Below are 16,997 nucleotides of genomic sequence, written 5' to 3' on the forward strand. Positions count from 1 at the left end.
TTAATGGCTCAGGGAACCGTCAAGTGGTTCAACGCTGAAAAGGGCTTCGGCTTCATCGCACCGGACGGCGGTGCACCGGATGTGTTCGTGCACTTCTCCGAGATCCAGGGCAACGGCTACCGTAGTCTCGAAGACGGCCAGCGGGTCGAGTTCGAGATCACGCAGGGCCAGAAGGGCCCGCAGGCCTCGCAGGTCCGCGCCGTCTGACGCATAGACCTCTGGTAGCGAGGGAGGCGGGGTCCGCTTGACGCGGGCCCCGCCTTCTCCGTTTCCCGGGCGGCTCCGGCACCCGGCCCGTTCCCGCCGCAGGCCGCCCCCCGAAAGCCCGCCTCACCACCCGGTCCGTTCCCGCCGCAGGCCGCCCCCCGGAGACCCCGTCTCACCACCCGGCCCGTTCCCGCCGTGCATCCGCGGTCCGGCTCACCGGTAGACCAGGCCCGAGAGCCGCCTGGCCAGCCCGTTGCGGAAGGCGGGGCTGTGCGCCAGGGTCCGCAGGACCAGGTTCCTGATCGGACGCAGGCGCCTGTTCATGGTGGCCGGCCGGGGCGGTAGGCGTCGGCCACCCGGTGGTGGCCCCGGAACCTCGATCCCCAGATGATTTCGTGCACCACGGCCCGATCCTTTTCGGGTCCCCGGCTGTCCGGCAGTGCCTGGACGAAAGCCACGTCGGGCTCGGCCGGCGCCTCGTCGACGGTGGCCACGATCCGGTGGGTGCCGTCGGGCAGCGGGGCGACCACGACCAGCCCGGCGGGTGAGAAGAAGAGGATGACCTCGTCGCCGGGCACGCCGCCGGTGAGCCGTACGTCGGCCAGGCTGAACGACTCGGCGTACTGTCCGCCGGTGAACGCGATGCCCGCCTGCTCGCGGACCGTGCTGTGCATGCCGTCCGCGCCGACCACGTACTTCGCCCTGACGGTGGCGCCGCCGGCGAAGACCGCGCTCACGCCTTCGCCGGCGGCGCCACCATCCGGGCCATCGCCTCGGACTCGGGCATCGACCCGTCCATGGTCATGCGCTATTTCGGCGACAAGGAGGGGTTGTTCGCCGCCGCGGCCGACTTCGATCTGAGATTTCCCGACCTGGCGGCGGTCCCGCCCGAAACCATCGGGACGACGCTCATCGCCCACTTCCTCGACCGCTGGGAACACGACGAGGGCATGCTGATCCTGCTGCGCACCGGCGTCACCGACGAGGCCGTCGCCGAGCGCATGCGCGACATCTTCGCCCTGCAGTTCGGCCCGTTGGCCGCACGTCTCTGCGACGACCCCTCCCAGGCTCCCGTCCGGGCGGGACTCGTCGCCACCCAGGTCCTCGGCATGGCCCTGTGCCGCTACGTGCTCCGTCTGCCGCCCGTCGCCGCCATGTCCCGGGACGAGATCGTCGGCTGGCTCGGGCCCACCCTCCAGCGCTACCTCGAGGAGTGAGCACCCGCGACACAGCCTGATCACAGAAGTCGCGCCGGCCGACCCGGGCCTGCCTGCCCGACGAGCCCGCGCACTGCTACCGCGTCGTCCCGCCGCGGCTGGCCGTGGACGAGTCCCGGGACGGCGGGACCAGCTGGAACACGGTGTGGGCGGTCTCCGCGGGACGCCAGGACGCACTCCGGCGGCACACGGAGGACCGCTCGATGAGGCCGTGGCAGGGCTCCACGGCCATCGCGGTACAGCGCGTACCGGACGGTCACGTGGTGGTGGCGGCCAACGGCGACGACGGCATCGCCGTATCGTCTATTTCGGCGCCCTGTTGTCCCTGTTCGGCGACGCCTGTGCCCTCACCGCGGCGGCCCTCGCGGCGGCGGCGATCCAGGCGCGCGTGCCCGCGCGGACCTGGCTCGCGCTGGTCACCATCGCCTCCTGCACGCCGTTCTCGATCTGGATGATCTTCTCCGGCTGGGAGTCGGGCACCGTCGACGCCTATTCGACGGCGGGGCTCCTCGCCTGGCTCGCCGGCGGTGTCGGGGTCGGGGCGTCCGTCCTGGTCGGCTGGGCGGGCGCGGGGGAAACGATGGAACGTCCGGCCTGAACGCGAGAAGGCCCCGCCTGGGTGGCGAGGCCTCCGCTGCGAGCGGGCTTACTTGACGGGTTCGAGGACGTCGAGTCCCACGTAGGGGCGCAGAGCCTTGGGGACCACGACGGAGCCGTCGGCCTGCTGGTGGTTCTCCAGGATGGCGACGATCCAGCGAGTGGTCGCCAGGGTGCCGTTCAGCGTGGCCGCCTGCTGGGGCCTGCCCCCGGAGTCGCGGTAGCGGACGCCGAGACGGCGGGCCTGGAAGTCGGTGCAGTTGGAGGTCGAGGTGAGCTCGCGGTAGCGGCCCTGGGTGGGGATCCACGCCTCGCAGTCGAACTTCCGCGCCGCGCTCGCGCCGAGGTCGCCCGCCGCGGTGTCGATGACCCGGTAGGGCACCTCGATCTTGGCGAGCATCTCCTTCTCCCAGGCGAGCAGGCGCTGGTGCTCCTCGTGCGCGTCCTCGGGACGGCAGTAGGAGAACATCTCGATCTTGTCGAACTGGTGGACGCGGATGATGCCCCGGGTGTCCTTGCCGTACGAGCCGGCCTCGCGGCGGAAGCACGTCGACCATCCGGCGTAGCGGTACGGGAGCGAGCCGCCGTCGAGGATCTCATCGGCGTGGTAGGCGGCCATGGGCACCTCGCTGGTGCCGACCAGGAACAGATCGTCTTCGGGCAGGTGGTAGACCTCGCTGGCGTGGGCGCCGAGGAAGCCGGTGCCCCGCATCGTCTCCGGTTTGACCAGCACCGGCGGGATCATCGGGACGAAGCCCGCCTCGATCGCCTGCTGCATGGCCATGTTGAGCAGGCCGAGCTGCAGCCGCGCGCCGACGCCCTTGAGGAAGAAGAACCGCGATCCGGAGACCTTCGCGCCGCGCTCCATGTCGATCGCGCCGAGCAGCTCGCCGAGCTCCAGGTGGTCTCTGGGTTCGAAGTCGAAGGACCGCTTCTCGCCGACCTCCTCCAGCACCACGTAGTCGTCCTCGCCGCCCTCCGGCACGCCCTCCTCCACGAGGTTGGGCACCGTGTAGAGCAGGTCGTCGAGCTCCTTGGCCAGCTTCTCAGCCTCGGTCTCGGCCGACTTGACCTGTGCCGCGAGGTCCTTGGCCCGGGCGAGGAGGGCGGTCTTCTCCTCCCCGGAGGCACGGGACACCGACTTGCCGATGCTCTTCTGCTCGGCGCGCAGCGTCTCGAAGCGGCTCAGCGCGCCGCGCCGGCGCTCATCGAGGTCGAGCAGCGTTTCGACGACGGAGTCGTCCTCGCCGCGGGCACGCTGCGACGCCCGTAGCCGGTCGGGATCCTCACGAAGGGTACGCAGGTCAATCACAGATCAAGGCTACCGACGCGGAGGGCGGGCTCGCACCCGTATAGGACCTCGGCGGGCGAGTTCGCCCGGATAACTCCGGCCGTGGAGGAATGCCGGGGTCGATGGTGAGGATCCACGCCGGGAGCCTGCCGGCGCCGCCGGCAGGCCTCGCGCGCGATCAGACCGGGCCGGTGCGGATTCTGGACAGCCAATCGGCGGCCTCGGTGAAGTCGCCGTCGGCCGTACCGCGCTTGATCTGCGGTGACAGGCCGTCGGCGCGCGGGTAGCTGCCGAGGAAGCGCACATCGGCGCAGATCCGGTGGAGTCCGGAGATCGCCTCACCGACCCTGGCGTCGGCCACGTGGCCCTCCAGGTCGAAGTGGAAGAAGTAGCGGCCGATGCCGTCGCCGGTGGGCCGCGACTCGATGCGGGTCAGGTTGACGCCGCGCACGGCGAACTCGGTGAGCATCTCCAGCAGCGCGCCCGGATGGTCGTCGGCGAGGAAGGCGACCAGAGAGGTGCGGTCGGAACCGGTTGGCTCGGTCGGCGGACCGGGGCGGGACACGCGGACGAACCGTGTCACGGTGTCGGAACGGTCGCCGACGTTGGCGGCGAGCTCGGCCAGGCCGTAGTTGTCCCCCGCGATGCGCGCGGCGATGGCCGCGTCGTACGGAGAGCCGGGCAGGGCGACCTCCTGGGCCGCCGCCGCGGTCGACGGGGCCGCGACCACCACGGCGCCGGGCAGTTCGCGGGCGGTGAAGTTGCGGCACTGGGTGATGGCGGCCGGGTGGGTGAAGATCCGCTTGATGTCGCCCAGGCGGGTGCCCGGCCGGACCAGGAGCGAGAACTCGACAGGGAGCAGCAGCTCGGCGGTGATGGACAGCGGCTCGCCCCAGGCGAGCTCGTCCAGGGTCGTGGTGATGGCGCCTTCGAGCGAATTCTCCAGCGGGACGACCGCGCCGTCGGCCTCACCGCGCCGCGCCGCGTCCAGCGCCGCACCGACGTTCGCACTCGGCAGACGCTCGGCCTCAGGTGCCAGGATCCGCAGGGCCTCCTCGGTGAAGGTGCCCTTCGGTCCCAGGTAGGCGAGTTTCGGCATGGCTTCAGGCTATCCGTTGTCTATCCGAAAGCATGCGGAAAACCTCGCGGCGCCTCGGCAGCCACGAGGCGAGCAGCCAGACCAGGACCAGCGCGCCCAGGCCGAACCCGTTCTGGACGATCTTTCCCAGCACCGGGCTGATCACCGGGATCTCCGCCGCCTTGATCGACACCCCCCACCAGGGGACCGGCACCACATAGAAGAGCCAGACCCCGACGGCCACCCGGACCCGCACCGGGTCGCTCCCGTCGCCGGCCAGCGCGCCGAGCACCACGACCACCCAGGCCAGGTGGTGGATCCAGGCCACCGGCGACAGCAGTACGGCCATCAGGCCGACCAGCGCGACCCCGGTCACCACGTGCCCGTCGAGCAGCGCCCGGCGCGCGTGCCGGAAGCCGTACCAGGCGACTGCCGCGACCAGTGCCAGCCAGAGCAGGCTGGTCAGCGAGTCGGGCAGGTAGAGCCGGATGAGCATGCCGCGCATCGACTGGTTGGTGGTCGCCGCGTTGGCGCCGAGCCGCTCGGGGTCGAGCAGCGCGTGGAACCAGAAGTCGGCGGCGTCGGCCGGGATCACCAGGAAGGGCAGCAGGGTGAGGAGCGCCGCGGTGAAGACCGCCATGAAGAAGGTCCTGCGCTGCTCGGGCCGCGCACCCGGACCGAAGCCGGTGACGAGCAGATAGATCAGGAAGACGCCGGGGGTGAGCTTGACCGCGGTGGCCAGGCCGATCAGCATGCCGCGCGGCCAGGCGGGGCGGCGGGCCACGCAGTCGGCCAGGCAGAGCGCGACGAGCAGGATGTCCACCTGGCCGAAGCGGACCTGGTCCCTGATCGGCATCAGGTAGGTGCAGGCGACCATCAGGAGGGCGAAGGCCATCGGGAGGCCGAGACCGCCCGTCCTGACCGGTGTCTCCGGGTCCGCCGGCCTCCGGCCCAGCACCGTGCGGCCCAGTATGTCCCGGTACGGCACACTGGGACCCAGCAGGGCGCGGAAGCCGTGTCCCACGCTGACCGCCAGGGTCACGAAGACGAGGGCCGTCCACACCCACTGTGCGGCGGGCCAGGACATCATCGCGAGGGGCGTGGCCAGCAGCGCCGCGATCGGCGGATAGGTGAAGGGCAGGAGCTGCGGGGCGGGTGTCACGAAGTCGTAGACCGGCCGCCCCGAAAGGATCGCCTCGCCACCGGTACGGTACACATCCAGGTCGACCAGGCGCTGGTCGTCGACGTTGCTCAGCCACTGGAGCACCAGCGGGGCCACCGCCACCGCGATGAGCAGCAGCGCGAGCGGCCACATCCAGGGGGGCCGCTTGGTCGTGGTCGCCTTGCCAGTCGTCACGACCAGGCAGGTTACCGTGGGCCTGGGGGGAAACGGCCGCCAACGGGTACGGATACGGGGGAAACCGGATGGGCTCAGCACGCGAGGACAGGCGACGGCGCGCCAGGCCGGGCACGTGCCGCCGCGCGGCCGGTGTGCTCCTGGCCGTCGTGCTCCTGGTCCTCTCCGGAGCCGGTACGGCCGGCGCCTCGGCCCGGTCCTTCCCGGCGAGAGTCGTGGTGGTCGGGGTGCCGGGGCTGCAGTGGAGCGACCTGGACCGGGCGCGGACGCCGAACCTGTGGAAGCTGGTGGACCAGGGCGGGGCCGCGTCGATGTCCACCCGGACGGCGAAATCGGGCATCGCCTGCCCGGCCGCGGGCTGGCTGACCGTCTCGGCGGGACAGCGGGCGGGCGCCCCCGGGACGGACTGCGTGGCGCCGGCGGCGCCGCGTCCGGCGGGGGACGGTGGGGCGAGTGTGCCCGGCTGGTCCGAACTGGTGAGGTACAACGCCGTCGAGACCTCCTTCAACCCGGTGCTCGGGCTGCTCGGGCAGCTCGTGGCGGATGCCGGGGGGAAGGTCGCAGCGGTCGGGCCGGGAGCCGCCCTCGGCGCTGCCGACAAGTCCGGAAAAGTCGGTAAATACGCGGCCACTGTCGACGAACTGGGCGACCTGGCACCGTACCGGCTGGTCATGGTGGAGGCCGACGGCCTCACCCGGGCCCAGGCCGGGGCGGGAGGCGATCCGGCCTCGCTGACCGAGCGGGCCAGGCAGGCGGCGGTGGCCGAGGCCGACCGCCAGGTGGGCGCGGTCCTCGACCGGCTCCCACCGGGGAGCACGGTGCTGCTCGGCGGCCTGTCCGACGTCTCGGCGGACGCCCACCTGCACGTGGCGATCGCCCGGGGGACGTCCCCCGGCGGTGAGCCGTACCCGCACGGCCGCCTGACCACCACCTCCACCCGCCAGGACGGCCTGGTCACCAACACCGACCTGACCTCCACCGCGATCGCCCTGCTCGGCCTGAAGGCTCCGAACGGCGTCGTGGGCCACGCCTGGCAGAGCGCCGGACCGGACGAGGCGCCGACGTCCGACCTGGTGCGGGATCTGGCGGGTGAGGATCTGGCCAGCCACGTGCTGAGCGAGGTGCGGGGGCCGTTCTTCGCGGTGTTCGTGGGCGTGCAGATCCTGTTCTACCTGCTGGCGGCGGTCGCGATCCGGCGGGGCCGGGGTGGCTCGAAGGCGCTGACGGCCACCAGGGTCGTCGCGGTGGTCAGCGGCTCGATCGCGGTCGCGACCTTCCTGGCCCAGCTCGTGCCCTGGTGGAGCCTGCCGGCCCCGATGGCCGCGGTGATCCTCACCATCACCGGCATCGCGTGCGCCATCGCCGCCCTCGCCTTCGCCGGGCCGTGGCGGGCGCACGTGCTCGGCCCGCTGACCGTGGTCGCCGGGATCACCTCGATGGCCCTGCTGATCGACGTGATGACCGGCTCCCGGCTCCAGGTGAACGCGGTCACCGGCTACGAGCCCGTCACCGGCGGCCGTTTCTACGGCTTCAGCAACATCGCCTTCGCCGTCTACTCCGCCGGGACGATCCTGGCCCTGGCCGGGATCGCCCAGTGGCTGATCTCCCGGGGACACCGCACGCTCGCGCTGGCGTTCTGCGCGGCCTACGGCCTGTTCGCGGTGTTCGCCGACGGCTGGCCTGCCTGGGGCGCCGACTTCGGCGGGGTCCCGGCGTTCCTGGTCGGGGTGGCCGTCTTCCTGATCCTGCTGGCCGGCAGCCGGGTCTCGCCGATCAGGCTCGGCGTGATCGGCCTGGCCGGTGTCCTGCTCATCGGGACGATCGCGGTGGCCGACTGGCTCAAGCCGCCCGACCGCCGCACCCACCTGGGCGCCTTCGTCCAGCAGGTGCTGGACGGCGAGGCGTGGACCGTGATCGGGCGCAAGTTCGGCGCGATGATCGGGATCACCGTCGGGAACTGGTCGCTGACCCTGCTCTCGCTGGTCGCGCTGGCGTTCCTCTTCCTGGTGCTGGACCGCCCCTCCAGGTGGGGCGCCTCCGCGCTGGGCCGGGCCTACCTGCTCGCGCCGACGCTGCGTGCCGGGCTGATCGGCGCGCTGACCTGTGCGCTGATCGGATTCCTGATGAACGACTCGGGCATCGCGATCCCGGCGATGGCCCTCACGGTCGCGGTGCCGCTGACGCTGACCGCCTGCGTGCGCGCGCTCCAGCTCTCGCCGCCCACCACAGCAGAGCGATCGTCAGCGCCAGCAGGGACCACGGCACCACCCGCTCCCTGACGACGGTCTTCAGCCAGAACAGGTCCGCCGGCTGCAGAGCCTCCCTGGCCGGGAGGTAGCCAAGGGAGAGGATGGTCACCCGGGCCACCACGAACCCCTCCAGCGCCGGCCAGGAGGCCATGGCCAGCAGCGCGAAGGCCAGCCCGTCGTACCAGGGCAGCGCGTACGGCGCGGCGAACAGCCAGGCGGCCACCATCACCGCGGCGACCGCCGGGGCCGTGTCCCGGGGCGCCGCGCGCAGCATCAGCCAGGCCAGGGCGGCCAGCAGGAGCAGGGAACCGATCTGGATCCAGGACGCGTAGGCGCCGGGTCCGAACAGCGTCTGGAGCCCGATCTTGACGAGCTGCCACGGCGTGCCGAGCGAGACCTTCTTGCTGGCCGCGCCGACCTGGTCGAGGACGTGCGGGCCGGCGACACCGTAGATCAACAGTACGGTGGCCGTCGCGGTGCCCGCCACGACGGCGAGCCTGCCGGGCGAGCGGCGCAGCTCCCAGGCCGGGCCGAGCGCGACCAGTCCGGCGTTGAGCTTGACCCCGATCCCCACCCCGAGCAGCAGACCGGACCCCGCCCCGCGGGCCATGAGCGCCGCGACCATGCAGGTGACGGCCAGGGTGTCCACATGCATCCCGGCGGCCAGGTGGTAGATCATCAACGGGTTGAGCACCCACAGGAGCGCCGCCCGCCGCTGCAGGTCCGCGTCGCCCCGGGTGAAGCGGTGCAGCAACAACGCCGTCGCGACGAACGCGGCCGCGTTGAACGCCGCCATCGCGAAGACCGTCAGCCGCACCGAGTCACCCCCGGCGAAGCTCGCCAGCGCCTGTACGGCGGTCGCCACCGGGCCGTAGACGCTCGTCACGCCGGCCCATTCCTCCACCGCACCGGCGACGGGGTCGCCGGGCAGCTCGGCGGGCGTGACGGCATAGGGGTCGTGGCCGAGCGTGACCAGGCGGCCGTAGGCGGCATAGTTCAGGTGGTCGGCCGAGCCCGACGGCGGCAGGAAGGCCGACAACGCCGCCGCCACGCACCCGGCCGCGAGCAGCCACCGCGGATCCGGCCTCCACCGGGACCGGAGGGCGGCGGCGAGCCCGAGCCCGCCCAGCACGATCGCCGCCGCGGCCATGGCGATCACCAGATGGCCGTCGGGGCGCAGGTCCAGCGAGTAAGGGGGCTGCCAGGACGGGCCGGGAAGACCGGGCACCATGGCAGAGGGGCCCAGCAGCCCGATCATGATCGTCAGTGCGACCGACAGTCCGACGGCCGCGAACGCGACGGCGTCGAGCCCCCGCGGCGGACCGGACGCGGGAACCCGCCTCTCATCGACAACCGACGGAACCCGAGTCACCCGCAAATTCCAGCACATCCGGGACAGTGCCCGGCGCGCGGCATCGCACGGACCGCCCGGCCCGGCCACTTCGGCCCGGTCCGGGTCCCTGGCCGATCTCTCCTCGGTCCGATCCCGGGACAGGGCGGCACGGCCGTGCGGGACTATCTGCGAGCCAGCAGTGCGCGGGCGACGTCACGGAACTGCCGGGCCCGGTGGAGCTGGGCCTTCCAGTCGGTGCCGGTGGCCCGGTGACTCATCTCCACCTCGACCTCTCGCACCCGGAACCCCCTGCGGAGCAGGTCGATGGTGAGAGCGGTCTCCACGCCGAAGCCGTGCGCCAGTGGCCGGGCGGCCTCGAACGCGGCCCTGGTCAGGCAGCGCTGGCCGTTGAGCGGCTGGGTAGGCGTCCATCCGGTGGCGCGGGCGATGCCCTCGCGTGCGAGCTTCACCACGAACCCGTGTCCTCCCAGCTTCACGCGGGTGACGAACACGGCGATGGTCATGTCCGCCTCACCCGCCAGGACCGGCTTGACCAGGGGCCCGGCCGTATGTGCGCTCTCTCCCAGATCGGCGTCGAGAAACAGCAGGTGCCGAGGCTCCTCCCCGTCGAGCAGGCGCACGGCCTCCGCACCGCTCTCCATGGCGGCGGCCTTGCCCCGGTTACGGCTGTGTCGTATGACACGGGCACCGGCGGCCTTGGCCGCCCGGCCCGTCTGATCCGTCGATCCGTCGTCCACGACCACGACGAGGTCGACATCGGAGAGCGCCAGGGCCGCGGTCACGGTGGCGCCGATCCGGTCGGCCTCGTCCTTGGCCGGGATGATCACTGCTGTTCCGGTCATCCTTTGGGGTCGGCCGTCAGTAGCTTCCCAGGCATCGCCTCGTGCACGGTGAACACCGAGTCGAGGCCGGTGACCTGGAGAATTTTACGGACGGCGGGTCGCGGTGCCACCAACTCCAGGGTGCCACCGCGTTCTTTCAGCCGCTTGAGCGCCGAGAGCAGGACGTTCATGCCGGTGGAGTCGCAGAACTCCACCTTGGACATGTCGATGACCACGTAGGTGGCCGGAGTCTCCAGGAGCAGCCGAGCGAACTCAGACTGCAGACCAGGCGCGGTATATAGGTCGATTTCGCCGACAATGGTCATGACGGTGTGCCCGGCATGAGATCGAGTTGAGACTTTTAGCTCCACAGCGGGCACACTAGCGGCGCGAAGGCCGCGGGTCACGTTCTCTCGGCCAACCCGAGTCGTCAGCCCTTTGTCCCCCGTTTCGACCTCACGGAAACCCTGAGTGCGCGAAGCTTGACACTGTGCAACACCGGCTTGGCCGGAAAGGGGGGAGACCCGGAATCTCCCGACCGCCGCTGCGCCACGTCCGTAGCGGCCGTTGATTAGAAACGGGCTCGAAGACATTGAACACCGACCTTCCTGAGGATCCCCAACGGCAGCTGCTCCGGGAGCACCTGGAGTCCATAATCATCCGCACCGAGAAGGCCACCTCGTGGCACGATGCGGCCAACTCCCTACGTGACCTGGTGAATCCCGGCGGATACGTGCCGATCAGGACCCGCCTGGCCAGTGAGGATCTCGACTTCCTCGAAGGCGCGCGCGAGGAGCTGATCGACTTCGCCGAGCTGGGGATCAGGCTCTTGGACCTGCACCAGCCCCGCGATGCGGGTGGCATCACCAGCGATGCGGCGCACCCGATCCTGCGCTGCCGTAGCTGCATGTGGCGGTGGCCGTGCCCGACCTTCCGGGCCATGGCCGAGTCTTTCGGCAGTCCCAGGACGCCGACCTCATGCCAGCATGTCGAGCCCGACGACGGCGAGGCCGGCGAGGACACCCAGGTGACCCTTGTCCTCCCTGCCCGGCCCGGAGACGAGACCTCGGTCCTGCCTGCTCCCCGCATGGTCGTGGGAGACACGCCCCTCTGACCCCGACTCCACCTTGTCCCGGCCCTCGTCTGGCCTCGACGATGCCCCGGGCGATCGCCAGGCCGAGTCCGGCGCCGGCGCCGTCCGCGTTGGGGGTCCGGGCCGCCTCGCCGCGGAAGGCGACGTCGAACACACGCGACAGATCGTCCGCCGGGATGCCGCCGCAGCAGTCGGCGACCTGCAGGCAGGCGATCCCGTCCTCCACCAGCGCGCGCACCCAGACCGTGCCGTCCCCCGGGGTGTTCCTGATCGCGTTGACCACCAGGTTGCGCAGGGCCCGGGACAGCTCACCGGCGTCGGCCTGGACCGGGACCACCTCGTCGACCTCGCCCGCCAGCCGTACCCCCTTGGCCCGGGCCAGCGGCTCCACTCCGGCCAGGGCGTCGGCGATCAGGTCGCCGAGACCGATCCTGCTGCGGGACAGGCGCAGCGTGCCCGCGTGGATCCTGGACAGCTCGAACAGGTCGCCCACCATGCCCGACAGCCGTTCCACCTCCAGGCGGATCTGCGTGTGATAGCGGCTGACGGTCTCGGGGTCGGCGGCCACGCCGTCCTCCAGGGCCTCGGCCATGGCCCGCATGCCTGCCAGCGGGGTACGCAGGTCGTGGCTGACCCAGGCGACGAGCTCACGGCGGGCGCTCTCCAGGGCGCGTTCGCGCTCATGCCCCAGACGGAGGCGCTCGTAGGCCTCCTCCAAGGTCCTGGCGATGGTGTCGAGCTCGGCGGGCAGGCCGCGGGGCGGGTCGAACGCGCCGGAGGGTGGGACCGCGTGCACGGCGGCGACGAGCTTACGGCTGGCCGCCACGACCCGGCGGGCGAGCACCGTCGCCACCCCCAGTCCGACCAGACCGCCGACCGCGACCACGCTGAGCACGATGTCCCTGGGCGTGCCCTCAATGATCATTTTCAGGGTGATGGCGACCACGCCGCCCACCGTGGCCAGGACGGTCACCACGGCGACCACCGCGAGCATCACGCCGATCGACCGTTCCCGCAGCAGCCGCATCGCGCCCAGACCTGCCAACGCGACCAGCAGGCCCAGCCCCGCCGTGACCGCGACGATCAGCAGGATCTCGGGGGTCATGGCAGCGTCAGGGGTTCGTAGCGGTAGCCGACACCCCACACCGTGACGATGCGCCGGGGCGCGGTGGGGTCCGGCTCGATCTTCTCCCGGAGGCGGCGGACGTGGACGGTCACCGTCGAGGAGTCGCCGAAGGACCAGCCCCAGACCTGGTTGAGCAGCGTGGAACGGCTGAAGGCCTGACGGGGATTGCGCATGAGATGGGCCAGGAGTTCGAACTCGCGGGCGGTCAGCATGATCTCCTCGTCGCCGAGCCGTACCTCGTGGGCGCCGACGTCGACCACCAGGGCGCCGTCCCGCAGCACTCCGGTCCCGGCCGGCACGGAGGCGCCGCGTGCCCGGCGCAGCACGGACTGGACGCGCAGGGCCAGCTCCCGGGGGCTGAACGGCTTGGTGATGTAGTCGTCGGCGCCGGTCTCCAGGCCGACGACCCGGTCGATCTCCTCACCCAGCGCGGTCAGCATGATCACCGGTACCGGCCAGCGTTCCCTGAGCTTCCTGCAGACCTGGAGCCCGTCCATCTTCGGCAGCATGAGGTCCAGCACCAGCAGGTCCGGTGGGTTGGACAGCGCGCGTCTGAGCGCTTCGGCGCCGTCTCCGACGCACTCGACCCGGTGGCCGTCGCGTTCCAGGTAGCGGGCCACGACCTCGGCCACCGTCGGATCGTCGTCGACCACCAGAATCCGCGTGCTCATGGTCCCACGGTAGGCCCGCGGGTGGCCGATCCCTCAGCCGTGTCACCACTCCGTAAGCACTGGATCGTTATGGTTCCGGTTCGCGCCGGGACGATCTCCGGACGTACGGTGTGTTCATGAGTCGTACCGTCATGGCAGTCCTGGGCGCCATCCTCGCGCTCTACGTCGTGTTCGGGCTCGTGCTGCCCGCGCTGTTCGGGCTGGTGAAGTTCCTGGTCGTGCTGGCGCTGGTGGCCTTCGTGGTCGTCGCCGCGGTCACGGTCGTGGGCAAGTTCACCAAGTGAACGTGCTGCTCGCCCTCCAGACGCTGTCCGTCTGGATGTTCGACGGCGGCGGGCCGCTGACGGCGGCCGCCGTGGTCGGGCTGGGCGTGTTCCTCCTCGTCTGGGCACTGCGCCGGCCGCCTCTCGTCACGGAGGCGGGGAAGCGGGCGCCGCTGTCCCGGCGGGACCGGGCCAGACGGGCCATGTTCGTCCGCCAACGCGACCCCGACGCGGCCGGGCGGCCACGGCCGAGAGCACCTTCACCGGGCCCGGCGCCCGCGTAGAGCCACACCTGAGTGCACCCGGGCAGTCCGGGTCGCGGGCGCCTTCTGTGCTGATTCCACCCCAGTCAGAAGGGCCCCCATGTTCGATTCCGTCATCGAGTTCACCGCCGGCCTCATCACCGCGCTGGCCCAGCCGCTGGGCTCGACCGCCCTGGCGATCGTCCTGTTCACCCTCGGCGTCCGGCTTCTGCTGCTCCCGCTCAGCGTCATGCAGGCCCGGGCTGAGCGGGTCAAGGCCCGGCTGGCACCGCAGGTCAAGGAGCTGAGGAAGCGGTACGGCCGCGACCCCGGACGGTTCCAGCGCGAACTGGCCGCGCTCTACGCCAGGGAGAAGGCCTCACCGTTGGCCGGCTGCCTGCCGGGCGTCGCCCAGATGCCGTTCCTCATGGTGATGTACCGGGTCTTCGCCTCCTCGGTGATCGCCGGGCATGCCAACGCGCTGCTCACCCACGGGCTTTTCGGAGTGCCGCTGGGACAGCAGTTCGCGAGCACGGTGGCGGGGTTCGGGCTGCTCAGTGGCCCCACCTTGGTCTTCGCCGGGCTCTTCCTGCTTCTGCTCGCCGTGGCTCTGGTCACATCACGGCGGGTGCGCCGCACGATGGGCGAGGACGTCCAGCCGGAGATGCTCCGCAGGCTCATGCCGCTGCTGCCGTTCGGGACGTTGCCGGCCGCGGCTGTGCTTCCCCTCGCCGCTGGGATCTATCTGCTGGTCGGCGCGGCGTGGATGGCCGGCGAGAGGGCGGTGTTGCACCGGGCGGCGCCCGCCTGAGTCCGCCGGGGACCGCGTCTCGCTTCACACCGGTGTGAAGCGGGACGCGGCCTATCCGCACTCCCGCAGAGCGGGTTCGTGGAGGGATACCTGACCGTTGCCGGCGCCATTGCTGTTGCCGTTGCCGTTACTCACAGTGCTGACAGTGGTGACCATCGCCCAGACCGTGGTCATCTCGCCGTCGTGCCTGACGCCCCACCTGGCTGCCAGATACTCGACGATACCGAGGCCCCTGCCTCCCAATGAGGAGAGGGTGGGGCGTCCGGCGCGCGGCTCCGTGGCGGCCCCTCCGTCACTCACCGCAACCTCAACGTGTTCGTTGGTCCAGCGCCACGCCACCCTGATCTGACCGGACGGTAAAGGATGGGCATGCCGGAGCGCGTTGCTCAGCAGCTCACTCACCACGAGGACCGCATCATCGATCGCGGGCTCGTAGACCCCCCATTCCTGCAGGTCAGAGCAGAGGCGTTGGCGTGCGACAGCGACGCTGGACGGCGCGTACGGTAGCAACACGACGTTCGACGCACTCACCTCCCCGTATCCCTGTTCCCCCTGAGGAACGCACCCCCAGTACGACCGAAATGCCCCGTTAGATGGTCTTAGAAACCGGGCGTCAATTACAGCTTGTGCACATTCGACAATAGATCAGCTCATCTGTTACCGGCTTGTTACCGCATCGGCGTGTCACTTAGGTAAGAGCGCCTGGCGTGTCGGCAATACGCAGGGCCAGTCGCATGCGGGTGCCGCCATCGGGACGGGGATGCGCCGACACCTCGGCGCCCTGGGCGTGGGCCAGACTGCGCACGATGTAGAGACCGAGACCGACCCCGCCGAACCGGCGGCGGTCGCCGCTGTCTCCCTGGACGAAGCGCCCGAACACGCCCTCCCTGCTCGCCGGAGGGATGCCCACGCCCTCGTCGTCCACGACCACCACCACCCGGTCGCCTGCCACCCACGCCTCGACCCTGATGAGCCCCCCGTCCGGCGAATACTTGAAGGCGTTCTCCAGGAGCTGGCCGAGCATGATGTCGGTGGCGAGCGCGTCACCGGAGACCGGGGGCAGGTCGTCGGGAACGTTCACCTCGACCCGGTGCAGGTCCGACAGGGCAGGGAGGCCCAGCGTGGCGGCTCGGAGCAGCTCCGCGAGGTCGAACCCTTCGATCCTGAGCATGAGCTCGCCCGCACCGGCGCGGGAGCCCAGCAGCAGGTGGTCCATGAGCTGGCCGAGGGAGCACGCCCGCTCGGCGATGGTGTGGACGGCGGCGCGGCGCTCGGCGTCGGTCATGCTGTCCCAGCGCGAGTCGAGCGTGCCGGCGAAGCCCCGGACCACCGTGATCGGGGTGCGCAGCTCATGACTGGTGGTGGCCAGGAAGAGATCCTTGGCCTCCTCCAGCTCCTTGGCCCGGGTGACGTCACGGAAGTCGATCACGATCTCCCCCGTCTCCACGATCTCCGCGCAGAGCACGTCCAACCACACACCCGAGGGAAGCTGGAGGGTGAGCTTGTCACCCGGTTCGGGCAGGTGGAACGGCGGCGGGCCGCCCGTCACCTCGGCTGCGTGGAAACCCGTCAGCTCGGCGGCGGCCGGATTCCACTGGATGACCCTGCCCAGGCTGTCGAGAACCGCGATGCCGTCGGCGCTGGCGTCGAACACCGCCCGCTCGTGGGCGCGCTGCCGTACGGCCTCCTGGTAGGCCATCGCGTTGCCGACGGCGATCCCGGCGTGCCCGGCGAGCAGTTCGAGCAGCTCCAGCTCCACATGGCCCGCCTTGCGCTCGGCGAACAGGGCGTACAGCGCGCCGTACGGCCGGCCGCCCACCGCCGCGACGCCGAGGGCGATGGTGTGCAGACCGGGGAGCTGCGACCAGATCAGCTCATCCAGCCGGGCCTGCTCTCCCGTCTCCAGCATCACGGTCCGGCCGGCCCGCAGAAGCTTTCCGACCAGGCTCTTGCGCAGGTCGGCGGTGGAGTCGCGCAGGGACTCGGGAAGGCGGTGGCTGGCCACGAGACGGAGCCGGTCTTCCTCGATGAGCACGAACCCGCCCGCGTCGGCCCCGGTCAGCTCGGTGAGGCTGGCCGCGATCCGGTCGAGCACCGCGGGCAGCTCCCGCTCGGCGTTGATGTCGGCGACCACGTCGGTGAGCCTGCGGACGAGCTGTGCCCGGTGGAGGGCACGGTCGTGGGCGGTCTCGTCGTCCTGGGCCGGGTGGTAGACGCTGACGTAGCCGAGCAGGACCCCCGCCTCGGACCGCAGGGCACCCGTGTCCACCCGCACGTCGATCAGGCTGCCGTCCTGGCGGAACCGCTTGGTCCGCAGCGAGACCTGGCCCCCGGTGCGGACCCGCTCCAGGACCGCGTTGTGCTCGGCGGTGAGCTCGTCGGGGATCACCGGGGCGCGGCGGCCGAGCATCTCCGCGGCGGACCAGCCGAACAGGTGCTCGGCGGCGGGGTTCCACGACAGGACCGTCTGATCCCGGTCCAGGGCGACGATGGCGTTGGGTGCGGCGGCGACGACCGCACGGCCGATGTCGTCGTCACTGGCGGCCCTGTTGTCACCCACACACCCATAGTGCCGTGTTAACCGGCCTGATCTTGGCACTTTCGTCCGCATGTGCTGCCA

Annotated in this window: 19 protein-coding genes; 7 read left to right on the plus strand and 12 right to left on the minus strand. The window is 71.1% G+C overall.

What is annotated here, in order from left to right; genetic code table 11:
• The first annotated feature begins 3 nt into the window (after nucleotides 1–3).
• The gene (locus tag FHR32_RS13085; RefSeq protein ID WP_012886943.1) at nucleotides 4–207 is read left to right on the plus strand and encodes a cold-shock protein; all 204 of its coding nucleotides are present in this window, start codon (nucleotides 4–6) and stop codon (nucleotides 205–207) included.
• Nucleotides 208–527: 320 nt separating this feature from the next.
• Here the strand turns inward: FHR32_RS13085 and FHR32_RS13090 are convergent, their stop codons facing one another.
• Nucleotides 528–944 carry an FAD-dependent monooxygenase gene (locus tag FHR32_RS13090; protein ID WP_345004957.1) on the minus strand — a complete coding sequence of 139 codons (417 nt, stop codon included), beginning with the start codon at nucleotides 942–944 and terminating at the stop codon, nucleotides 528–530.
• Here FHR32_RS13090 and FHR32_RS13095 point away from each other — a divergent pair.
• The gene (locus tag FHR32_RS13095) at nucleotides 876–1,424 is read left to right on the plus strand and encodes a TetR/AcrR family transcriptional regulator (protein WP_345004955.1); all 549 of its coding nucleotides are present in this window, start codon (nucleotides 876–878) and stop codon (nucleotides 1,422–1,424) included. The two genes, FHR32_RS13090 and FHR32_RS13095, sit on opposite strands and share 69 nt — an antisense overlap.
• 319 nt (nucleotides 1,425–1,743) lie before the next feature.
• Nucleotides 1,744–2,022, plus strand: a complete 279-nt coding sequence (locus FHR32_RS13100; RefSeq protein ID WP_184754548.1) for a hypothetical protein — start codon at nucleotides 1,744–1,746, stop codon at nucleotides 2,020–2,022.
• Between the two features lie 48 nt (nucleotides 2,023–2,070).
• Here FHR32_RS13100 and serS read toward each other — a convergent pair whose 3' ends face one another.
• The 3 genes from serS to FHR32_RS13115 form a co-directional block, all read right to left on the minus strand.
• The gene (gene serS, locus FHR32_RS13105) at nucleotides 2,071–3,333 is read right to left on the minus strand and encodes a serine--tRNA ligase (RefSeq protein WP_184754549.1); all 1,263 of its coding nucleotides are present in this window, start codon (nucleotides 3,331–3,333) and stop codon (nucleotides 2,071–2,073) included.
• Between the two features lie 157 nt (nucleotides 3,334–3,490).
• Nucleotides 3,491–4,411, minus strand: a complete 921-nt coding sequence (gene pheA / locus FHR32_RS13110) for a prephenate dehydratase (RefSeq protein ID WP_184754550.1) — start codon at nucleotides 4,409–4,411, stop codon at nucleotides 3,491–3,493.
• Nucleotides 4,412–4,415: 4 nt separating this feature from the next.
• A complete protein-coding gene (locus FHR32_RS13115; protein ID WP_184754551.1) occupies nucleotides 4,416–5,747 on the minus strand; it encodes a glycosyltransferase 87 family protein in 1,332 nt (443 codons plus the stop codon).
• Between the two features lie 68 nt (nucleotides 5,748–5,815).
• Here FHR32_RS13115 and FHR32_RS13120 point away from each other — a divergent pair, with 68 nt between their 5' ends.
• Nucleotides 5,816–8,026 (plus strand): hypothetical protein, encoded by a 2,211-nt coding sequence (locus tag FHR32_RS13120; RefSeq protein ID WP_184754552.1) that lies wholly within the window; start codon nucleotides 5,816–5,818, stop codon nucleotides 8,024–8,026.
• Here FHR32_RS13120 and mptB read toward each other — a convergent pair.
• The 6 genes from mptB to FHR32_RS13150 all read right to left on the minus strand — a co-directional run bounded on the left by mptB (nucleotide 7,908) and on the right by FHR32_RS13150 (nucleotide 13,061).
• Complete coding sequence (mptB, locus tag FHR32_RS13125; RefSeq protein WP_312882306.1) at nucleotides 7,908–9,368, minus strand: polyprenol phosphomannose-dependent alpha 1,6 mannosyltransferase MptB; 1,461 nt, start codon at nucleotides 9,366–9,368, stop codon at nucleotides 7,908–7,910. The two genes, FHR32_RS13120 and mptB, sit on opposite strands and share 119 nt — an antisense overlap.
• 143 nt (nucleotides 9,369–9,511) lie before the next feature.
• Entirely contained in the window at nucleotides 9,512–10,192 is a 681-nt protein-coding gene (locus FHR32_RS13130) for a glycosyltransferase family 2 protein (protein ID WP_184754554.1), read from the minus strand.
• A complete protein-coding gene (locus FHR32_RS13135; protein ID WP_184754555.1) occupies nucleotides 10,189–10,542 on the minus strand; it encodes an STAS domain-containing protein in 354 nt (117 codons plus the stop codon). The genes FHR32_RS13130 and FHR32_RS13135 overlap by 4 nt, the downstream gene beginning before the upstream one ends.
• Nucleotides 10,543–10,874: 332 nt before the next feature.
• On the minus strand, nucleotides 10,875–11,054 hold the full coding sequence (locus tag FHR32_RS13140) for a hypothetical protein (protein WP_184754556.1): 180 nt from the start codon (nucleotides 11,052–11,054) through the stop codon (nucleotides 10,875–10,877).
• Nucleotides 11,035–12,369: a sensor histidine kinase gene (locus FHR32_RS13145; protein WP_246466135.1), complete on the minus strand. Its 1,335-nt coding sequence runs from the start codon at nucleotides 12,367–12,369 to the stop codon at nucleotides 11,035–11,037. The genes FHR32_RS13140 and FHR32_RS13145 overlap by 20 nt, the downstream gene beginning before the upstream one ends.
• Complete coding sequence (locus FHR32_RS13150) at nucleotides 12,366–13,061, minus strand: response regulator transcription factor (RefSeq protein WP_184754557.1); 696 nt, start codon at nucleotides 13,059–13,061, stop codon at nucleotides 12,366–12,368. The genes FHR32_RS13145 and FHR32_RS13150 overlap by 4 nt, the downstream gene beginning before the upstream one ends.
• Before the next feature lie 116 nt (nucleotides 13,062–13,177).
• On the opposite strand from FHR32_RS13150, the gene FHR32_RS13155 reads away from it, so the two are divergent.
• From FHR32_RS13155 to FHR32_RS13165, 3 genes are all read left to right on the plus strand, one after another.
• Entirely contained in the window at nucleotides 13,178–13,345 is a 168-nt protein-coding gene (locus FHR32_RS13155) for a hypothetical protein (RefSeq protein WP_184756681.1), read from the plus strand.
• Nucleotides 13,342–13,608 carry a DUF6412 domain-containing protein gene (locus FHR32_RS13160; RefSeq protein ID WP_184756682.1) on the plus strand — a complete coding sequence of 89 codons (267 nt, stop codon included), beginning with the start codon at nucleotides 13,342–13,344 and terminating at the stop codon, nucleotides 13,606–13,608. The genes FHR32_RS13155 and FHR32_RS13160 overlap by 4 nt, the downstream gene beginning before the upstream one ends.
• A 79-nt stretch (nucleotides 13,609–13,687) precedes the next feature.
• A complete protein-coding gene (locus FHR32_RS13165; RefSeq protein ID WP_184754558.1) occupies nucleotides 13,688–14,377 on the plus strand; it encodes a YidC/Oxa1 family membrane protein insertase in 690 nt (229 codons plus the stop codon).
• A 51-nt stretch (nucleotides 14,378–14,428) separates the two neighbouring features.
• On the opposite strand, the gene FHR32_RS13170 is transcribed toward FHR32_RS13165, so the two are convergent.
• Complete coding sequence (locus FHR32_RS13170; RefSeq protein WP_312882308.1) at nucleotides 14,429–14,908, minus strand: ATP-binding protein; 480 nt, start codon at nucleotides 14,906–14,908, stop codon at nucleotides 14,429–14,431.
• Between the two features lie 157 nt (nucleotides 14,909–15,065).
• Entirely contained in the window at nucleotides 15,066–16,988 is a 1,923-nt protein-coding gene (locus tag FHR32_RS13175) for a PAS domain-containing sensor histidine kinase (RefSeq protein WP_184754559.1), read from the minus strand.
• Nucleotides 16,989–16,997: the final 9 nt, after the last annotated feature.

The organism is Streptosporangium album (assembly GCF_014203795.1).
Lineage (GTDB): Bacteria > Actinomycetota > Actinomycetes > Streptosporangiales > Streptosporangiaceae > Streptosporangium > Streptosporangium album.